14 protein-coding genes are annotated in these 19541 nt (G+C 40.3%); 3 read left to right on the top strand and 11 right to left on the bottom strand.

Features of this window, described 5'->3' with window-relative positions; translation table 11 throughout:
• Positions 1–18: 18 nt before the first annotated feature.
• Together D9603_RS12500 and D9603_RS12495 are read right to left on the bottom strand one after the other, a co-directional pair.
• Complete coding sequence (locus D9603_RS12500) at positions 19–1011, bottom strand: NAD(P)H-quinone oxidoreductase (protein ID WP_128731566.1); 993 nt, start codon at positions 1009–1011, stop codon at positions 19–21.
• A complete protein-coding gene (locus D9603_RS12495; RefSeq protein WP_128731565.1) occupies positions 993–1373 on the bottom strand; it encodes a hypothetical protein in 381 nt (126 codons plus the stop codon). The genes D9603_RS12500 and D9603_RS12495 overlap by 19 nt, the downstream gene beginning before the upstream one ends.
• Before the next feature lie 123 nt (positions 1374–1496).
• Between D9603_RS12495 and D9603_RS12490 the strand changes: the two genes are divergently transcribed.
• Positions 1497–2333 (top strand): hypothetical protein, encoded by an 837-nt coding sequence (locus D9603_RS12490; protein ID WP_128731564.1) that lies wholly within the window; start codon positions 1497–1499, stop codon positions 2331–2333.
• A gap of 5 nt (positions 2334–2338) precedes the next feature.
• Here D9603_RS12490 and D9603_RS12485 read toward each other — a convergent pair whose 3' ends face one another.
• The 5 genes from D9603_RS12485 to D9603_RS12465 all read right to left on the bottom strand — a co-directional run bounded on the left by D9603_RS12485 (position 2339) and on the right by D9603_RS12465 (position 11688).
• Complete coding sequence (locus D9603_RS12485) at positions 2339–5020, bottom strand: 7TM diverse intracellular signaling domain-containing protein (protein WP_128731567.1); 2682 nt, start codon at positions 5018–5020, stop codon at positions 2339–2341.
• Positions 5021–5120: 100 nt separating this feature from the next.
• Positions 5121–7358: a TonB-dependent receptor gene (locus D9603_RS12480; protein ID WP_128731563.1), complete on the bottom strand. Its 2238-nt coding sequence runs from the start codon at positions 7356–7358 to the stop codon at positions 5121–5123.
• A gap of 289 nt (positions 7359–7647) precedes the next feature.
• Positions 7648–9888, bottom strand: a complete 2241-nt coding sequence (locus D9603_RS12475) for an NAD(P)-binding protein (RefSeq protein ID WP_128731562.1) — start codon at positions 9886–9888, stop codon at positions 7648–7650.
• Between the two features lie 100 nt (positions 9889–9988).
• Positions 9989–10966: an acetoacetate decarboxylase gene (locus tag D9603_RS12470; protein ID WP_125252694.1), complete on the bottom strand. Its 978-nt coding sequence runs from the start codon at positions 10964–10966 to the stop codon at positions 9989–9991.
• Positions 10967–11100: 134 nt separating this feature from the next.
• Entirely contained in the window at positions 11101–11688 is a 588-nt protein-coding gene (locus D9603_RS12465) for a dienelactone hydrolase family protein (protein ID WP_125252693.1), read from the bottom strand.
• Between the two features lie 510 nt (positions 11689–12198).
• Here D9603_RS12465 and D9603_RS12460 point away from each other — a divergent pair.
• Positions 12199–12984 (top strand): transporter substrate-binding domain-containing protein, encoded by a 786-nt coding sequence (locus tag D9603_RS12460; RefSeq protein ID WP_128731561.1) that lies wholly within the window; start codon positions 12199–12201, stop codon positions 12982–12984.
• A 78-nt stretch (positions 12985–13062) separates the two neighbouring features.
• On the opposite strand, the gene D9603_RS12455 is transcribed toward D9603_RS12460, so the two are convergent.
• The 4 genes from D9603_RS12455 to D9603_RS12440 all read right to left on the bottom strand — a co-directional run bounded on the left by D9603_RS12455 (position 13063) and on the right by D9603_RS12440 (position 17567).
• Positions 13063–13635, bottom strand: a complete 573-nt coding sequence (locus D9603_RS12455; RefSeq protein WP_125252691.1) for a YceI family protein — start codon at positions 13633–13635, stop codon at positions 13063–13065.
• 3 nt (positions 13636–13638) lie between these two features.
• Positions 13639–14214: a cytochrome b gene (locus tag D9603_RS12450; RefSeq protein WP_128731560.1), complete on the bottom strand. Its 576-nt coding sequence runs from the start codon at positions 14212–14214 to the stop codon at positions 13639–13641.
• A 401-nt stretch (positions 14215–14615) separates the two neighbouring features.
• Entirely contained in the window at positions 14616–15998 is a 1383-nt protein-coding gene (gene ccoG / locus D9603_RS12445) for a cytochrome c oxidase accessory protein CcoG (protein ID WP_128731559.1), read from the bottom strand.
• Positions 15999–16139: 141 nt separating this feature from the next.
• Positions 16140–17567: a sigma 54-interacting transcriptional regulator gene (locus tag D9603_RS12440; RefSeq protein ID WP_128731558.1), complete on the bottom strand. Its 1428-nt coding sequence runs from the start codon at positions 17565–17567 to the stop codon at positions 16140–16142.
• Positions 17568–17717: 150 nt separating this feature from the next.
• On the opposite strand from D9603_RS12440, the gene rsmF reads away from it, so the two are divergent.
• Positions 17718–19157: a 16S rRNA (cytosine(1407)-C(5))-methyltransferase RsmF gene (gene rsmF, locus D9603_RS12435; RefSeq protein WP_128731557.1), complete on the top strand. Its 1440-nt coding sequence runs from the start codon at positions 17718–17720 to the stop codon at positions 19155–19157.
• The last annotated feature ends 384 nt before the right edge of the window (positions 19158–19541 follow it).

The raw sequence follows: 19541 nt of genomic DNA, 5'->3' as shown, positions 1-19541 counted from the left end.
GAGAGTCCATATATGGTATTAGCATACTCTTACAACGACTTTACCTCGATTCAGATTTTGCTCTAAAAGCTCATGTGCTTGGTCAATATCATCCCAGTGTAGAGTTTTGTATATCGGGATCTGCATATCAGGCTCTGCAAGTCGACTGCTAAACATAGAGGTAAAACTAGCAACTAATTCTGTTTTGTATGCGATTGAACGGTTTCGAAGTGTGCTACCGTGTAGGTTAAATCTCTTTGCTAACACTTTTGCGAAGTCTAGCTCTGCGTATCTTCCACCCAGCATTGCCAATAAGATACAACGGCAGTCCATTGCAGCAACTTTTAGGTTGGCTTTAAGATAATCACCTGCTACGGGGTCTAGTATTACGTTTGCCTTTAAATTACGTTTTTTCATTTCTTCAGCAAAGTCAGATTCAGAATAGTTAATCGTATGATCTGCACCTAAGGAGATAGCATACAGGGCTTTCTCTTCACTGCTTTGGGTAGTTACCACTGTAGCACCAATATGTTTGGCGATCCGAATGGCTGCACTGCCAACTCCAGATGCTCCACCATGGCAAAGCAGCACATCATCTGCTTTTAATTGGCCTACTCTTATTAGCGCATCAAATGCCGTCAGGTATATCTCAGCGAGTCCTGCACTATAGCTATGACACATACCTGAGGGGACAGGGATAAGTAAAGCGGCCTCCGCAACCACATATTCTGCATAAGCACCACCTGAGGTTAAACAAAAGACATCTTTCCCCAACAAGTGTTCAAGTGCCCGATCAGCAACTTTAACTACAACACCTGACGCCTCCAAGCCTAATATTTCGCTATCCCCTTGAGGTGGCGGATATTTACCTTGACGTTGAAGAATATCGGCACGATTAACACCAAAAGCATGTACTTTGATTAAAACTTGAGTGCCCATGGGAACTGGTGTATCTGTGTACTTATTTTGAAATTTGGAAGATGCGTGACAAATGTAACGCATCTTAGCTGGGATCAATCGACTTTTTTCCATACTTCCCTTTCAACAAACTTACCATCTTCATAAAGCTCATGATGCCACAGTTTCCCATCAACTTTATAGTTGAATGACATAGTTCTTCCTAGTAAAGAAGGAATATTCCCATACTCGTACGTTTCAATAAATTGATCGCCTTCTAGCTTATAGCTACCACCCCCCGCATACTTAAACTCGCCTCGACTTTGAGTGATATAACTATGATGAGTTTCTGTGATAAGTTTGGTCGATGTTAATTCGGGAGCTTTTGCGGTGATACGGCCATTTGGCGTTGCATATTCCCCTTCGACAAATTCCCACGTCCCAAGTAATGGGTTTGATAAGGCAGCAGTACTAACCATGAGTATAACTAATTTCATTAAATTTCCTTGGTTGATGTTTTGTATAGTTTTACACAATAGACTGTTCAGTTCAGTTGAGATAATCTCAACTGAACTATTCAAGTGAACCTGTGCGTTAGTGCTAACCAAAAAGCGATAAACATGAGATTTTATATTTTATTTGCGCTGGCCTGCATTACAAATAATGTAGGTGCAACACACATTGAATTAATGTATTCAAGCTGGGTAAGTAATACAGATCAGAAGCACATCAACACTTGGGTTTCGCACAGTATAGAGGCCACTGAAAAGACATTGGGCGCTTTGCAGCAAACCAAACTCAACATTACGGTTGAGCCTGTTTTCTTAGCTTCCGAGCCAGTACCTTGGGGGGCAATAAAGCGAGGGGAATATGACTCAGTGGAGTTACATGTTAAACGTTTCACTTCTAGTGAGGTATTAATTAAAGATTGGACTATTTATCATGAAGTTGCCCACCTCTATCATCCATTACTAGATTATCCTGACTTTTGGCTAGCCGAAGGGTTAGCCACTTACCTACAAAATATCATCATGCTTGACAATGCTGTGTTTGACATCGATGAATTTAACTTACGACTACGCTCAGGATTAAAGCGTGGCAGAGACAATACCAAGGCGGCACCGGGCACTTTATCATCTATCAGCGAAAACATGTGGTCTTTGAACGCGCAGCAGCGAGTGTACTGGAGTGGAGTCGCCTTTTTTATAGAGGCAGATTTGGCACTATCTACAAAGGGGAAATCAGAGTCTGTCAGAACGTTGATTGCACAATTTCAACGCTGCTGCAAAATGACACACCCTTCAGGACAAAGGCACAGTGCTCAACTATTTATTGCACACCTTGATCGGCTATCTAAAACGACTATTTTTTCTAACCTTTATGCCAGTTACAAACTTAGACGCGATTTTCCAATCATAAGTTCATCTCAGCTAAATGCGCTCCAGCCACTGCGCTAGCACGTTCACGCTTGTTCACTTTTTTGTTTCCCAGATTCAATTGCGCGAGTCATCGCACCTAGCAAATCATGTAACTGAGTATCTATATTTTGTAACTGTTTATTTTTCAACTTTTCATCAAGTTGATGGGCAATTTTATGTATATCAATACAGTCAAACATGGCAGCCGTGCCTTTGATTGCATGTACCGTCTTCGCTAAGGCCTCGTAATCTTGATACTTAGCTTGGTTCTTAATTTGTATGATTTGTTCATGTAATCCCGATACATATTGTTGTTTAAGCTGATTAAACTCAGCTTCTGGCAGGTCAAGATCTTCTTCTACTTTAATATCCAGATAGTGCGCTATTTTTTGACTAAAGATAAGTCTATCAATTGGCTTTGCAAGGTGATCGCTAAAACCTAACTTCAAATAACGATCGATTTCATGCTGCATGGTGTTGGCGGTAAGTGCAATCACTGGTGTACTGCACCCCGTCGCTTGAATAAAGCTAAACGCTTGTTCACCATCCATAACCGGCATCTGAATATCAAGCAGAATGAGATCAAATTCGTTGTCCAGCACCGCTTGTACTGCAAGTTGACCATTTTCCACAGCAGTAACTGATAATCCCATTCTTTCTAAGATCCGTTTGATTAACTTACTGTTATCGGTATTATCCTCCGCGAGTAACACCTCTCCTTTTAATGCCTGAGTAATTTCTTCTGGCACCTTGATATGCTCTCGTACATCCCCAATTTGTGCTAAGCTTTCTACCCACCTAGTTCTCTCCGTCGTATATAGCCCTAACGACAATGTAAATGCTGTGCCCGAGCCGACCTCACTTTCAACAAAAATATCTCCATCTAACTTATTCGCGAGACTCTTTGAGATGTTTAATCCAAGCCCAGTTCCTCCATACTTTCTTGAAGTAGAAGAATCAGCTTGGTAAAACGCACTAAATAACTCCTTTTGTTCATCTGCGGTCATTCCTATCCCAGTGTCACGCACCGTGATCAGTAACCTTTCATTTTGACACGCAACATCGATTGAGATTTTCCCAACCGTGGTAAACTTCATGGCGTTAGAGGTTAAATTAAGCAAAATTTGACGCAACCGCGTGGGGTCTATTACAACAAAATCAGGTAATGGGAAATGATAATTTAGTGCAAATTCCAACCCTTTATCTCTTATCTGCTTACCCAGTAGAGAGTCCACATGTGCAATCGCCTGAAAGAGATTAGATTCAACCAATTCAACTTCGAGTTTATTCGCTTCAATTTTAGACATGTCTAAAATATCATTTATCAAGCCTAAAACATGTCTCGAGTTTTGCAAAATAACTGATATTGCATGATTCCGCTCATGAGGTTTTATATCTCCAAGCATAATGCCATCGGCATAACCTATAATGGAAGTCATAGGAGTTCTAATTTCATGGCTCATATTTGCCAGAAAACGGCTTTTTGCCTCACTCGCATCTCTAAGTTCTGCAGCGGCCTGTTCTAACTCATAAGTGCGCTTCAGGACTTTTGCTTCTAGGTTTTTGTTTAGCTCAATATTCTCCTCACTGGTGATCCTAAATTTATCAGCAACGGCAAAAGCCAATAAAAGTGCATCTAGTGCCGAGCCTATCAGCCCATACAAATACAAATTGCTTGATGACTCAGGAAGTAAACTGAGATTAGTAAAATTACCAATCATATTTGGCACAGCCATAGCAACATAAGCAAAAACAAAATAGCGTGCGGGTTGAAACCCTTCAGACCACCGCTTTACCCCAACAAATAAACCAAAGCACATTGCAAGACCAGTCACTAAGGTTGCCCAAATAAAGCCAAACCCTGGAAAAAGAATGCAAAATGGTAAACCCAATGCAGCTATCACCCCCAACCAAATTGAAATTGAAACATAATTTGGATGGGCATCTTGAAGCTTTAATAGGTGTATGTAAAACAGTGCGTTAGTAAGCGGTGCAAGCGCAAAGCCCAACCAATGAAGATTAGCTGAGTAAAACCCAAACAATTGGTCTGGTACATGAAAAAAATGACTCCATGCAAACACCCAAACACAAGTAAATAGCGCGTAATAAAGGTGGGTAATATCTTTCGATCCGATATAAATAAGTAGATTATATAACCCCAGCACAATGCCAACCCCAAAGCAGAGTGTCATTATTAAGTTTTCATATACGATTTTGCGTTCAAAGTCCCTGAGCGGCTCAATAGTCAGCTTGACGGGTGTATAGAAGAAATCGCTCTCAAATAGAGTAATAATATAATATTCTTGGTTAGGCTCTAGATGAATTTGGTTTCCATAGTGAAATGCAAACTCGTTTTCGACCACACCGCCGGAAAATACACTGATAACAGATTGGGGCGTGTATATCCGAGACTCAATTTTGCTCAGCACGGTGTTGTAGGGGTATAACACAAACTCACTAAGTGGACTTTGATTCTTCACTTTAGTCACTAAAAAATACCGACCTGAAAATAAAGCTCTTTTCTCAAAAGGTTGTTGAGTGGATTCCCAAGTCTGTATCTCATCCCAATTCTGAGGAAATCGGGTGCTAGATGTTGCCTCATAGATGCGCCCAATATTGTGAAGGTTTTGGTAATGCCAAGGTTGTGAAAGTGTCAACGATGTTTGATCAGCAAAACAGGCTCCCGAAAACCAAAAAATACAGAGCAAAATAGATAAAAAGCGCATGCTAACGGGCATCCCTTTTCTATGAGCTGCTTTCTTTTCACCTAATTTGCGCAATTTTATACCTCAAAAATCTAATTACTATTTTTCCACGAATTAAAACTTAAAAGTGGTAGGTAACATCGAGTCCAATTCTTCTTCCTTCCCCTTTAAAATCTTCAAGCATGCCTATAAAGCTACTTAAGTCGAAGATTAAATGACTATATTCTTTATCAAGAAGGTTTTTACCCCACACTCCAACTTGCCACTTATCATATTTGAACTGTAAATTAGCATTCCACAGAATATAACTCGGCTGAGAGGCGTATAGCGACTCATTTTGATCGAAATAGTATTCACTTTGATAATCAAAGCCAACTCTCGCTTTTACTCCGACAGAGTTCCAACTAAATTTATGCTCAGCATGGCCTGCAATATTCCATTTGGATGTGAAAGGGAGCCGATTGTCTGTTAAGGCAACTCCGAGTGGATCCACAAATTCTTCAAAGTTAGCCTCTGGAATATAACCAACATCTAGTGAAACCTGAGTTTGTTTCGACACGCCCCAAGTGTTTTCTAGCTCAATTCCATAAATAGTCGACTTGCCCACGTTTTTTAATAGTTGATAAGGGGGCGCTCCAGGGATCTCTGAGGCTTGATTCATAAAAACCTGTTGATCTTTATAATCATAATAGAAAGCCGCAAAGTTAGTGCGTAAGTCAATCGGTTCGAACATTAACTTTGCGCCCAGCTCATGCGCAATCAGCTTTTCTGGTCCGTAGCTAGCTCGTAAAGCAGCCGAGCGAGACACCAAGAAACCACCATTGTATCCACCACTTTTCACCCCATTTGCAAGGCTATAATACAAGCTTTTAGTTGATTCGAGCTTATGGATCACGGAGAATTTACCTGATAGGTTGGTATCCGATGTTCCACCTTGTATGTCGTATGAAGGAATTAAGATCCCAGCAGTGTTGTCGCCAAATGGGATATTCATGTAGGAAAAAGTATCGTAGTCGACTTTTTCATCACTATACCTCAAGCCCAATAATAGCGCGGTTTCCTCACTCAGCCTGTACTCATACTGACCAAATATTGCATGCGAGGAGATCTCTATATCGTTATCATAGTAGAAAGTTGCTGCACTCGAGCCGTTTTCGGTTCCTCGTAAGTCGCGTAAAAGATCATTGTAGTTATCTTGGTAAATACGCTCTTCAAGTTGAAATAAACCCAGCGTTAAAAACCCACGTGAACTGCCTTGCTCATATCGCAGTTCATTAGTTAACTTTTCAGTTTTTAGCCCTAACTCTCCCTCGCATAGTGAAAAAATACTACCATCGCAATTAAACCCATGTATGCGATCCAACCGATTAAAAGCGCTCAAATATACAAGTTGCGACTGTTCAGCCAGTTGATAAGTTAACTCTCCGGTGAGCCCTTTGCTCACGCTGTGATGTTGCTGATAGTTATTCACTCTTACAGCCCAAAAATCGTCGCTGCCGCTATTAAAGCCAAATAGATCGACACAATTACTGCTGCCAAGCTGTGAATTGGCACATCTCGTTCCATCAGCAGGGTTTGCGTAAATACCAATGTTACCAACTGGCTGTACCAAACCATTCCAATGACCATAATCAACCTTTATGAAAAGGCTAAAATCGTCAAATTCACCAAAATAACTTAACCGAGCATCATTTTGTTCCATACCAGCTTCAGGAAAGCGATCATCAAGATTGTATGTGGTGTAATCGTACTTTTTGTGGCTTCCGGCAAACCTCATCGCACTATCGTTAGTAAGACTCAGATTGATTACTGTCGAGGCACTTGAAAGTGAGTCAGAGCCAATCCCGGCGGTAAGATAAGCATAATCGCCATCCTCAGGACGCTTAGTCCTTAGCAAAATAGCACCACCTGTCGTGTTGCGCCCAAACAGCGTCCCTTGTGGCCCTTTCAATACCTCTATTTGCTCCATATCAAATAGATTAATGATTTGATTATTTGCAGAGCCAACAGAAATTCCATCAAGATATAAACCAATGGGAGAAGTATTTGCGGTGTTATAATCAACCAGCCCCACCCCTCTTATGTTTATCGCAGGAGGTGTACCCTCTGCCGCGTTTTGGCTAATTTTTACATTAGATACGAGGCTTCCAAGCTCAGTTGTGTCTTTCACCGCGGCATCTTTGATTAGACTGCCAAAAATAGGTTTGACGGCAATCGCAACATCATTAATGGATTGCTTTCTTTTCTGTGCATAGACTTCGATTATTTCGATATTTTCTGCTTTGGCACTTGCCTCTGAAGAGATAGCAAAAAGTAACGCAAGAGTAACCGTGTTCATCAGCACATTTGAATGTGGCATAGTTTTAATCCCTAGCTATATCATGCAATTGCACTTTCAGTATAGCTGAATTAAAACGACCCCCAAGTAATTACACTTAATTAACCAGAAGCCTCGGTGTGCAACAAGCTAAGCTATTGTTTTTTAAATAGCTCCTTCCTGCGCTGTCTCATCTAAAAGTTTTACAGCGACCCCAACATCTTGGTATCAAGTACGGTAGTTTCCGTACCCGATAACCAAAGTTAAAACCTCACACTAATACCGTTATTTGAAATATCGAGTGGTCATGGCTTTCATTTTCCACCGCATATCAGTCAAATGGTGCAAACCCTTGCTCACCACTGATTTGCTCTGGATAGCCTGTAATTGCTCTACTCGTTTGCATACCCGCCATTACAGCGGCTTCTACACACCCAGCATTCACTCCTGTTTTTATCCAATCCCCCGTCAGATAAAGATTACTAAATACAGTCTCATTCGTTGCTAGGCGGAACTTACTACTGCCAACCACGCTTAATACATATCGCTCACTAGGATCTACATTAACCCGCCAATATTGTGCGTCAAACCTTGTCGCGCCAGAAGTATTACCTCTATCAAACAACACGTTCCAGTCGAAGTCATCTCCATGGTAAGCTTCTGGCCAAAGTGGCTGCATCTGACTGGTTAACTTCTTTAAACCGTTTTCTTTTACTTCAGCTTTCATACGCTCGGGAAAATGATGATCTGATGGTGGCGGATAATTGGCACAGGTAAATGCACTACAAAAGTAAGCTATATTCCTCGGCTTTTGGTCTTTCCAATCCTCAACTTCAAGTAAATTAGACATCGCAGCCCATGTGTCAAAAGGCTTCGAGAAAGCACTCAAAATTGGCCTTTCATCGCTTTGTGAAGGGTCATGAAAACCCAATTCACTGTCTGTTTTAGTCAACCATAGCTGCATCGCTTGCGTGGCTACTGTTTTAACATTTGTTGCTTGTTGCTTTAACTTTTCATCTTGATCCAATAAATTTTCACAAAGTGGCGAAAGTCCAGCCACAGATATTCCAAAAATAACTAAATCAAAATCTACAGCACGCTTTAGCGTTTTCCGCGGAAGTGGCTGTCCAAATGTGTGTTGGTATATCGACTCCCAATTGGACCAATAAGATTCCAAGTTCACCTCATGCTGTTGGATCAATTCAACTTGCTGTTTGTCAATTTGCCCCCAAATCGGTTCGCTTGGCCAACATGGCAAGTCTTTCACAGGCATTAATGGAGAATATGACTGCGCAGAATTTAATTTTACCTGTTCAATAATAGTGATTTCATCAACATAATTGCTTTCACCGCAAGTCACGCCTTTGAGCGCTTCAACTTGGTTGAAAAATTCGAATTTTACTCCTCTTGCTTTTAATAATTCGTATATGGGTGCAAAGATAATATCTCCCATACCTGCCTGCATTTTCCACATCACACCGCCGCGGTAACACAGCATAATTCTCAGCATAGCAAGAGAAGCGACTCCAGCTTCAACATTGGGCTTTTCGAAGTCACCATCCTCGTAGCCAAACACTAGATCATAAAATCCCCTAACCGGAGCGGACTCTACAGACAGTGTTTCATTAGCACCATTGCGACTGAGCCATTGTTTAAAATCATATTTATCAATGTATCCAAAGCCTCTGGAATACACTTTATCGCGCAATAATCCAATAATCATAGCAATACCTAGGTCAAGACATATATATAAACGTCTTATGATCGGATTATCATCAATTAAGTCATTTACCTCTGATTTCAGCCAACGCCTAATTTTACGCACCATGTACCATACTACTAGGTGATCTTTCTTGTTTCCTAAACGATGGTCTGATCCTCTTACTGTTAAAAAAGCATCTAGTTGAGCAATCAATAATTTAGGAGTCGACAGCACTTCCTGAATTTGTTGCTCCGCGTCATCAAACAAACGCTTCGCTTTGTCCTCAATATCATCAAAGAAATTACTGACTTCCTGCCCTAAATGTGCCAACAAACTTTTATCTCTATTTTTTCTTGTTATGAGTTGTGTTGTTTTATGTGTCTTCACGACTTCATCTTCTATATCATCAACCCATTTATGTAGCCACGCAGCAAGAAGTTTTAAAATCTGCCAAAAATGTAAATCCAATGTACCGTTTGCTGGATTGCCTGGGATAGTTGGAAAGTCAACAGACCAGGTCTGCCACTGCCTATCTATATATTCTTGAAGTACAACCAAACTATGTGGTTTTAAGGCTTGCTCCCACGTGTGGATGGGCTTGTTACTTGGGCGAGCTAGTTTGTCATACACAGTCTCAATCATTCGAAACGAATTTACATAGGCACCAAACCACACATGTAGACCATGCTCTTCGATGCGCTCACCATGTTTTGGATTGCGTCCACTCGCACCTTTACCTCCTAACCGCCAGCCTTGCTGATATATTGTAATGTCATAGCGTTCTTGCCAGTTTTCTTGCTCTGTCATATATACAGCAGCTGTCATAGCAGAAACGCCGCCCCCAAGGATAGCCACTTTCTGTTTGTTCATAGTTATTCCATTCACGTAACATTAGTTTAATGCACTCAATAATGAGGCTTAGCAATACCGAGAGACCACTTAACAGGCGTATATCGCTTTTGATCTTCGATTATCTGCGTTGAGTTGTTATGCCTGAAGTCGTCGATACAATCTCCTCTACACCCGCTTGATCAAAATCCATTTTTACATAGTACGGAAGTTTTAATTCACTTTTACCGAGTGGGATGCCAAACATCTTGTTTAACGGAAATGAATCTAGGTGTTGAAGATCAAGATGGAGGTCATCCTTTATGAAGCCAATTTTATGAATTTTCTTTACTTCAGACGGTGAATGCACCACAGCCGAATACACGGCTTTTTCACCATAACCATCAGGAATTTGTTTGAACAGGATTTGATCCATTTGTGGATGTGTAAACCCGGACAGAAACTGCTTCAAAAATTGGCTATCCACATCTAAATCACATACAGAAGCTTTAAAAAGGGTTGCTATTTCGTCACCAACTTCCAACACCTCTTTTAACCAAGATTCACCATCATCTTCTGGATAAATTGATAATAAGTCATGCCAATCCATCTTGGTACTTGGGTTAAATGTTTTGAAAGTATCTAGAGAAAGAGAAAAGTGCAGTGGCTTGCCAAATTGCTCAGGCATTCGATAACGGCACAAGTATTTGTTGTAACCCCAAATCTCTCTGCCATTGATAAGTGCATTTATGTTATTCACCGCAATAAATGCTGGATACCAATAAAGGTGTTCAGCCTTTCGGGTCTCAAGACTGACCTTAAGTATCGGTAACCAAATAATAATATCCGTTTCCTGCATATATCCATAATCAGAAAACGGTGCCACTTTTGACGCAATATTTTCAATGTCAGTAAACGTTAGCAAACACCAATTAGTTAGTGCCTTGAATGTGAAATCACTACTTGGCACTGTATTTAATGTGCTATCGATATAAGCCTGAATTTTTGCTTTTTCACCTTCAACAAAAAAGCCATACATTTGCGCATTAAGCATTCGACAAGGAGGCTTTGCAATAGGATTACTATAAAAATGTCGATAGTCTGGTAACTCTGGATACATCTTACACTCCTTTAATATAATTAAGAAAAACATATAACTAGTGTCAGGTTTAGTTCCAAATCACCTATGCTTCAAGTCCAGGTAGCATAAAGTTGGCTACTGTGAGGGTGTTAACTCCCCAGTCTTCCAGCTGACTACAAAGTAACAGGTTCGGCCAACACTGGGGTTGAGCTAACCCGTCCTTCCCTTTGGCAAAAATATTGATAATGAGAATATGCGTAAGAATCGAAGTTAGTAGATAGCTTATTCATAAAACCATGTAAATATCTTGTCCTCACGCAACTTACTCCCTTTTTACACCGAAGCGCATCAATAACAGGCTCAACATCAAAATGTGGTTCAACTTGGGCAAAGAATATAGAAACATCACAATTAGGCTTATGCTGTAAGTGATTTCTCAGCTGACTTGGGTAAAAAGCAATCAGATGCTCGACCGAATTGACACTACTGAATTCAGATAAGGCAACCCAAGCAGCTGCGCCGCCTGCACTAAAGCCGATAATTAATTTTGGATTGAGAGTATCAATAGCTGCGACAACTTTTTCGGCAAAACGTTGATGGCCACATTGAGCTAAAAATAATTGATAGCATTCAGCCTCTGTGACATTCGTTGGCTCCTCAACATAAGGTGAAAGTACCTTTACATCTCTACCAAGGCTATTAGCAAACCGCTTAACATGCTCTGTGTGGCCAAATATGTCGGTTACAATCAGAATAGTCATAGATTTTCCTTATAATAATTTATCGTTATTGGTTTGACTGGCTTCCTTACCTTTTTGGTCTCATGATCGTCAAATTAGCTTGCAGTATGCAGAAATGGTTTACTTAAATAGCCCGTGTTGCGCCATAGTAGGCTCGCTACAAAAGCACACTCCCATTAGCTAACTAAAAGTCGATTATAAAAACGAGATACTATCTTAGCTTGGTATAATATGCTTTATAAATCAGAACAATAAAATAGGTCATGTACACAATAGGACATGCTAGCGCTAAACATTTTCAAAAGAGTTCGGCTACTTGCTACAACCATTCTAAAACGTCTATTTTCCCAAAACTAAGACTTTATTTAAAACTAGCACACCCCTCCCTACTGTAAACATTAAATACAAATTAAATATACATTAATTTAATCATCAATAACGCAGGTGATGCTAAGCTTAGTATATGCGCGTTAAGGGCTTTAAAGTTTGATTAAAATCATATTGTTTTTTCTCACAATAACATATGCCAGTATGAGTCATGCTAAGCAAATTACATGGATAGTCATCGACTTTGCGCCTTATTATATCCTTGCCGATCGATTAGAAGGCCAAGGAAGAGATGAATTACTAATTCAACTCATTCAACAATATATGCCTGACTATACCTTCAACTATAAGTTATATCCCGCTTCAAGGGCGATACACGAATTATCAAATGTTAATAACCAGTATTGTGTCATCTCTTTGTATAAAACCGCAGATCGTCAGCAGCACATCGCATTCAGTGACGAGTATTCGACCATCGGATTATCAACATCAGTTGCGCTGCGCAAAGATGTCGCTCACGCTCTAGGTGTTAAAGATAAGGCCATCAACCTCGCTTCACTGGTGACAAAGCATAAGCTAAATGTAGGCATTGCGGCTAACCGCTCATTTGGTGATGAGCTCGACACATTGCTTACTAATTTACCCAATAAACAAGTGTCAATAAGACCAGGGCGTGATGCTCTGGCGAGCTTAACGGTCATGCTACTTAAAAAGCGCGTTGATGTGATACTGGGTTATCCAAGTGAGCATTACTATCATAAATTACATGTCGACAAACTTGATGAGTTAACTCAGGTTAGGCTTGACCTTACGTCTCAAATAACAACAGGGTTTGCTGGGTGCAGTAAAAATGCGAAAGGTCAAGAAGACGCCGCGGCAATTAGTTTGGCTTTAGGTAGTGTACATAAAGACGAGCGCTACAGATTGACAATGTCTCGGTGGCTACCCGAGCAATTTAGACCTCAATTGGCAAGTGTGTTTAATAAGTGAAAACCGCTTAGCGTAGATAGCAAAGCGGTTTATGACATCATTACAAATGAATTAAATAAGACTAGCTCTTAGTTCGTATTATTTGCGGATCCCCTCCAAATGCAGACCAATAGTCACGTGTGTGGAAGCCGGCCCCAAATCATAGTCAATGCCGTAATCTGCAAGTTTTAGCTGTGTTTCGCCTTCAAAACCAACTCGATAGCCTCCCCATGGATCTTGACCCTCTCCTACTTTTTTAACGTCAAAAGCTATCTCTTTAGTCACCCCATTTAATGTAAAAGTGCCAACAACGTTTGCGTGTGTTTGGTCACTAAACGTGATGGACTCACTTTTAAATATGGCCTTTGGATGTGCTTTCACGTTTAAAAAATCACTGCCTCGTAGGTGTTTATCACGCTCTGCATGATTTGAGTCAATAGACGCTGTATCAATGACTACATTTATCTTTGAGGTATTTGGGTTTTTGGCATCATAACTAAACTCCCCCTCAAAGTTGTTAAAACGACCATGTAACCAACTATATCCCAAATGCTTAATCTTGAAATTAACAAACGCATGTGCGCCCTTGGTATCAATAGTATAATCAGCAGCACTGGCACTCACGGCCATTGTCAAAGCTGCAATACCAGCAGCTAAATATGGTGTTTTCATGTGTTATTCCTCATGTTTTTTTGGAGTCATAACCTTAATCATGCGCGCTAAGGTCTGATCTTTGTTTATAAAATGATGCTTTAAGGCGCCTAAGATGTGGATTACAACGACAGCTATTAGCCCCCACGCAACGTATAAGTGAATAGTGCCCGCTATATCGCTTTGACGATCAAATAGCTCACCTGCACTTGCGACGGAAAACCAACCAAACACCTCTATACTTCTGCCATCAGAGGTCGAGATCAAGTATCCAGATAAAAATAAAGTAACTAAACCTAAGTACAAAACTAGATGAACACATCCCGCCAGAATGTTTTGTAGCCTTTGTAGAGGTGTTGTTGCGCTTAAAGGTTTAACCGCGGGATTTAACCACTTCCAGACCAAGCGCAGTAGTATCAATATGGACAGTAATATGCCAACGCTTTTATGAATGTACAGCGCATCCCGATAAAATGGATCATAATAGCTTAGCTCTACCATATATATGCCAAGGCAAAACATGCCGAATACTACAAAAGCACTGAGCCAATGAAATATGATGGCTATTACCCCATATCTTTGACGTGTATTTTTAAACATAATTTAGCTAATAAAACTCATTCTCAATAACATACATAGTAAACGCTAATAGTACGAAGAGAAATAGCGATATTTAGCGATTGGATGTGCATTTATGCACATATAAAAAAGCGCCCTACTAGAGGGCGCATTACGTCGGGGGAGTGTAATACCAGTTCGGCGTAATACAGCATCAGTATAAGAGAGCAAACCTGACTTAACTGGCACTAAAGGCACTCGCTAAAGAAGGACATAGCAAGACTTTTATGTGGCGGTTATAGGATTACTCACCTCAACTAGATTTCTGATTAGTCAAATTGGTATAGGGAAATCAACACCTTGAGTGATTGTATCAGCCACACTTCGCAAATCTATCTAGCTTGTGTAGCTCATACAATCAGTACTCAATTCATTAAATCGTGCTAGTTTTTATAAAAATAGCTATCTTTTGTAATACTAATCGTTGCATCCTGTTGCGACTCAATCGTAAATTGAATTGGGATCCGCTTACCTTTTAAGTCATAACCATCAGCTGTAACTGTTACTGGGATCAATGCCATATCTCCACCAGCAATGTGGGTTGTCACCGGAGCGGTCAATTTGGCATTTGGCAAACCTTTTAAACTTACTGTATACGTCAAGTCATGCTGTGTTTTATTTATCACACTCAAGGTATAAGGGTTCTCTACTAACCCTTCATAATTAACACGGTACAGTGCATTACGGTCACGGATCACGGATGCTTCTATCGGTGTACGGTTGAATGCCCAAATTACCATAGTAACCATGATCAATACCGTGATCGCACCATAACCAACAATTTTTAGCCTAAATGGATTAGATTTTTTACCTGCTTGCTGGTGTTCGCTTTGATATTTGATCAGGTCTGGTTGATAACCAAATTTATTCATCGTTTCATTACACGCATCAATACACAACCCACAGTTTATACATTCATATTGCAAGCCATTACGAATATCTATACCAGCGGGGCAAACTTCAACACACAGGTTACAATCAACACAGTCACCTAACCCCTTTTGCTTTGGATCATCCTTACGTTTACGACGACCTCTGTTTTCACCACGCCCGCTATCATAAGTTACAACGAGTGTATCTTTATCAAACATAACGGATTGAAAGCGCGAGTATGGACATGCGACGGTACACATTTTTTCACGCAGAAAGCCCGCATTACCATAAGTACAAAATGCAAATAAAAATACCCAAAAGGAGGTAAGGCCACTCCACTGTAATGTAAACATGTCCAGATATAGCTCTTTTGCAGGAATAAAGTAAGCCATAAAGGAGGTGGCAGTGAATACTGAAATGAACAGCCATATAGCATGCTTAGCCGTTTTTTTAGCGATTTTTTTGCTATCCCAATCTGATTTATCAAGTTTTATTCTTTGGTTGCGAGTCCCCTCAACTCGATGCTCAACCCAAGTAAACATGAGCATCCAAATTGTTTGTGGGCATGTATAGCCGCACCAAACGCGTCCAAGCCATGTTGTGACAAAAAATAGCGCAAACGCACCCACCATGAAAATCCATGCCAAAATCATAAAGTCTTGTGGTAGGAAAGTGGCTCCGAAGATCTTAAACTGCTGAGTACCAAAATCGAGCAATATGGCCTGTTGCCCGTTATATGGGATCCAAGGAATAAGAACGAAAGTTAACATTAAGAACCAACCTAGGTTTCTCCTTATTTTTTGAAAAAACCCTTTTTGCTCTCTGACGTAAATTGGCCCCTCTTGCTTGTAGGGCTTAATGATCATGTCTTCTTCTTTGATATCAAACTTCATGTTATTTGCTACATTGGTAATACACAAAGTTTATATTGCAACTTTCAGACCAATCTGAAAGTTTATAAACAATTGATTATAAACAACTTTTAAAATAGCAAAAATATTAAATCGCGAAATATCACGAACAACCGCGAAATATCACGGATTTTTGCTAATTTTCAGCTTTTTCATTTTAGACCTTAGCGTACTTTCCGGTAAACCCAGCTTCTCTGCTGCGCTATTTGTGCCTGATATTTTCCAATTGCACATATCAAGTACCCTTGTAATATGTTCGGCTTCGGCTTGCGCGAGTGTTAATACACCATGCTCTGCTCCTGTTTGCTCAGATAGGTTGAGTGATTGAGATAAATCAAGCAACCGTCCCTTAGATAAAATAGCCTCTCTCTCTAGTATATTTTGTAACTCGCGAATATTTCCCGGCCAATCATAGCCTTGTAACGCATAGAGTGCTTTTTTAGAAATACCTTTTAGTTGCTTACCGAGCTTTTTATTGAGTTGCATAATGAGATTGTTTGCCAATACAGGGATGTCTTCAATACGCTCACGTAGTGCAGGTACTCGAATAGGAAAAACATTTAAGCGATAATAGAGATCCATTCTAAAACTCCCCTCTTCAACCATCTGCCGCAGATCGCGGTTAGTCGCAGCAACAATACGGATATCAACTCGAATAGACTTACTCCCACCAACTCTTTCAAACTCGCGCTCTTGCAAAACTCTCAATAACTTACTTTGTGCTTCTAATGGTAATTCACCTATTTCATCTAAAAAGATGGTGCCCTTATCTGCCAGTTCAAACCGCCCTTTTCGTTTTTCATTGGCTCCAGTAAATGCCCCTTTTTCATGACCAAACAGCTCTGATTCTATTAATGTGGGAGAAAATGCAGCGCAATTCACTTTGACAAACGGCTGTGATGATCGCTCACTAAGGCGGTGTAAGTTTCTTGCAACTAGCTCCTTACCAGTACCATTTTCACCCAAAATCAATACTGTACTGTCGGTCTTACTCACTAACTCTAGCTGCGCTAACATAGCTTGAAATATATCGCTGTTACCGACTAACCCAGAGTCTTGCCAATTTTCATTTAAGGTTTCTAACAAGTAAGCATTTTCATCTTTGAGCTGCTCGGTAAGTACTTGAACTTTATTTAATGCCTCGCGTAATGCGTTTTCCGTATTGTGTTGCTGTGAAACATCGCGAAATATCGCGACTGCTCCTATAATTTGTTTATCTTTATATATAGGCGTAGACGTATACTCCACAGGAAAACAACTACCATCCTTTCGCCAAAACACCTCATGCTGTACTTGGCGTGTTTTACCATCAAACATCGTTTTATATATTTTACATTCATCTGCGGGATACTCACTGCCATCAGCGTGACTATGATGATGGTATTGATGGATCTTTTTGCCCAGCAATTCGGCACTTTGCCAGCCCGTCATCCGCTCCGCTGCGGGATTAACAAACACTGCGTTTCCAGATAAATCAAAACCATAGATCCCTTCCCCCACTGCATTCAACAGTAGTTTGGGATCAGCCAAAAAATGTTTAATAATAGACATACAAAACCTCGCGATATTTCGCGAACATTCTATCTCTATTTGCAAGTGATGTCAGCCAGTTGTTCAAAAACGCCTACATAGGTAACAAATCTGCATTTTTCCAAGCTAATTGGTATAAAATAGTGAAAAACTTACAACCTGAGTTTACTCGTGGACAAAACAACTTATATTCCTAACGACTTCATAGATGATGTAAAAACTTATCTTCCTGCGCACCTGAGTATTGATGATTTTATTGCTACCTGTCAGTCACCGCTGCGTCGAGCAATCAGAGTGAACACATTGAAAATGTCTATCACTGAATTTTTGCAATATTGTCGCGAGAACGACTGGCATGCTCAGCCTATCCCGTGGTGTGAAGAAGGCTTTTGGATAACAAGAAGTGATACAGAAGAAGCGAAATTGGCGATTGGTAATACAGATATTCATTTGAGTGGTTGTATCTATGTTCAAGAAGCCAGCTCGATGTTACCGCCAACAGCGCTCAAAACCACGATTACTGACAATGATATCAATCTCGATATGGCCTCAGCACCAGGTTCAAAAACGTCACAACTTGCAGCATATATGGGCGGACATGGGGTGTTAGTCGCCAATGAACTATCTTCATCACGTTTAAAAGCGCTTGCGGCCAATATGAAACGCATGGGAATACACAATGTTGCCTTATCTCATTTTGATGGCTGTATTTTCGGTGACTATATGCACGAATGTTTCGACAATATTTTACTGGATGCACCATGCTCAGGTGAAGGGACTGTACGAAAAGACCCTAATGCACTAAAAAATTGGTCTATTGAGTCTAATGTTGAAATTGCGGCCGTACAAAAACAACTGATTGATAGTGCGTTTCAGGCATTAAAGCCAGGTGGTAGTCTTGTCTACTCGACATGCACATTAACGCCCTTAGAAAATCAACAGGTTTGTCAATATCTAGTAGACAGTTACCCCGACGCTGTATCAATAGAGAGTCTAGCAACGTTATTCGAAGGCGCTGAAGATGCTGTGACACCCGAGGGGTATCTGCACGTCTGGCCTCAAGTTTATGATAGCGAAGGTTTCTTTATTGCCAAATTTACGAAGATCATGAGTGTTCCTGCAAAGGATCCGAAACAAAAAAAAGGCGTATTTCCTTTTAACCCCGTTGATAAAAAAACCGCTCAAACCTTTTCCAGTGTTTTAAAGAAGCAATTTGGTATCAGCGAGCTTCAAGGTACATTAATGGCAAGAGACAAAGAAGTATGGCTCTTTCCCAATGGTTTTGATGCAATTCAAGCACGGATAAAATATGCTCGTATCGGTATTTTAGTGGGTACGACTCACAAAAATGGGATAAGGCTAGAACACGAATTTGCCACCGCATTTGGCCACCTCGCAACACAAAACATACTTGAACTAACAAAAACTCAAGCCAGAGACTATTTCAACGGCAAAGACATCCGTTTAGATACAACAACAACCCTGACCGGAGAAGTCGTACTAATGCTATGTGGCAGTGCCATTGGACTGGGTAAATGGCAAAAAAACAAAGTGAAAAATAGTTTACCGCGTGATTTGATTAAAGACGACCTGTTAATAACTTGGGTATAACCTGAATATACCCTTTTGATATTTTTAATATCGATTAAGAATATCACAGGTAACACTATGTTTTTTATAAACTTAATAAATAGTTCATTTATTTGTAAAAACGCTGAAAGGTTAACTAAACTTAACGTTACTTTCTACTTCTCCCTAAAGTCTTAGAAGGTGTTTTTAGTTAGCGCACGGCTCAACCTTGAGCCTTTCCCTAAGCCCAGAGCTTGCAGGTAAGTCTCTGGGCGTTTTTTTACTTATACTAATTTGGCTTAATACTTGCTCAATTTGAAGGAGTAAATCTGATGCTAACAGCGTTAAAAATTTCTTATTTAGAACAACTAAATAGCAAAATTTATGCCTTGCCTACACAGATGTAGGTACCTTGGCGATAGCAGG

The organism is Pseudoalteromonas sp. PS5 (assembly GCF_004103255.1).
GTDB classification, from domain to species: Bacteria; Pseudomonadota; Gammaproteobacteria; order Enterobacterales; family Alteromonadaceae; genus Pseudoalteromonas; species Pseudoalteromonas peptidolytica.
Note: the sequence above shows the minus strand (reverse complement) of the source record. Positions and strands in the feature narration are given on the sequence as shown.

Bases quoted from the DNA above. Each gene is read 5' to 3' on its own strand.
- D9603_RS12500 (WP_128731566.1), bottom strand. From the start codon at position 1,011: ATGGAAAAAAGTCGATTGATCCCAGCTAAGATGCGTTACATTTGTCAC.
- D9603_RS12495 (WP_128731565.1), bottom strand. From the start codon at position 1,373: ATGAAATTAGTTATACTCATGGTTAGTACTGCTGCCTTATCAAACCCA.
- D9603_RS12490 (WP_128731564.1), top strand. From the start codon at position 1,497: ATGAGATTTTATATTTTATTTGCGCTGGCCTGCATTACAAATAATGTA.
- D9603_RS12485 (WP_128731567.1), bottom strand. From the start codon at position 5,020: ATGCGCTTTTTATCTATTTTGCTCTGTATTTTTTGGTTTTCGGGAGCC.
- D9603_RS12480 (WP_128731563.1), bottom strand. From the start codon at position 7,358: ATGCCACATTCAAATGTGCTGATGAACACGGTTACTCTTGCGTTACTT.
- D9603_RS12475 (WP_128731562.1), bottom strand. From the start codon at position 9,888: ATGAACAAACAGAAAGTGGCTATCCTTGGGGGCGGCGTTTCTGCTATG.
- D9603_RS12470 (WP_125252694.1), bottom strand. From the start codon at position 10,966: ATGTATCCAGAGTTACCAGACTATCGACATTTTTATAGTAATCCTATT.
- D9603_RS12465 (WP_125252693.1), bottom strand. From the start codon at position 11,688: ATGACTATTCTGATTGTAACCGACATATTTGGCCACACAGAGCATGTT.
- D9603_RS12460 (WP_128731561.1), top strand. From the start codon at position 12,199: ATGAGTCATGCTAAGCAAATTACATGGATAGTCATCGACTTTGCGCCT.
- D9603_RS12455 (WP_125252691.1), bottom strand. From the start codon at position 13,635: ATGAAAACACCATATTTAGCTGCTGGTATTGCAGCTTTGACAATGGCC.
- D9603_RS12450 (WP_128731560.1), bottom strand. From the start codon at position 14,214: ATGTTTAAAAATACACGTCAAAGATATGGGGTAATAGCCATCATATTT.
- ccoG (WP_128731559.1), bottom strand. From the start codon at position 15,998: ATGAAGTTTGATATCAAAGAAGAAGACATGATCATTAAGCCCTACAAG.
- D9603_RS12440 (WP_128731558.1), bottom strand. From the start codon at position 17,567: ATGTCTATTATTAAACATTTTTTGGCTGATCCCAAACTACTGTTGAAT.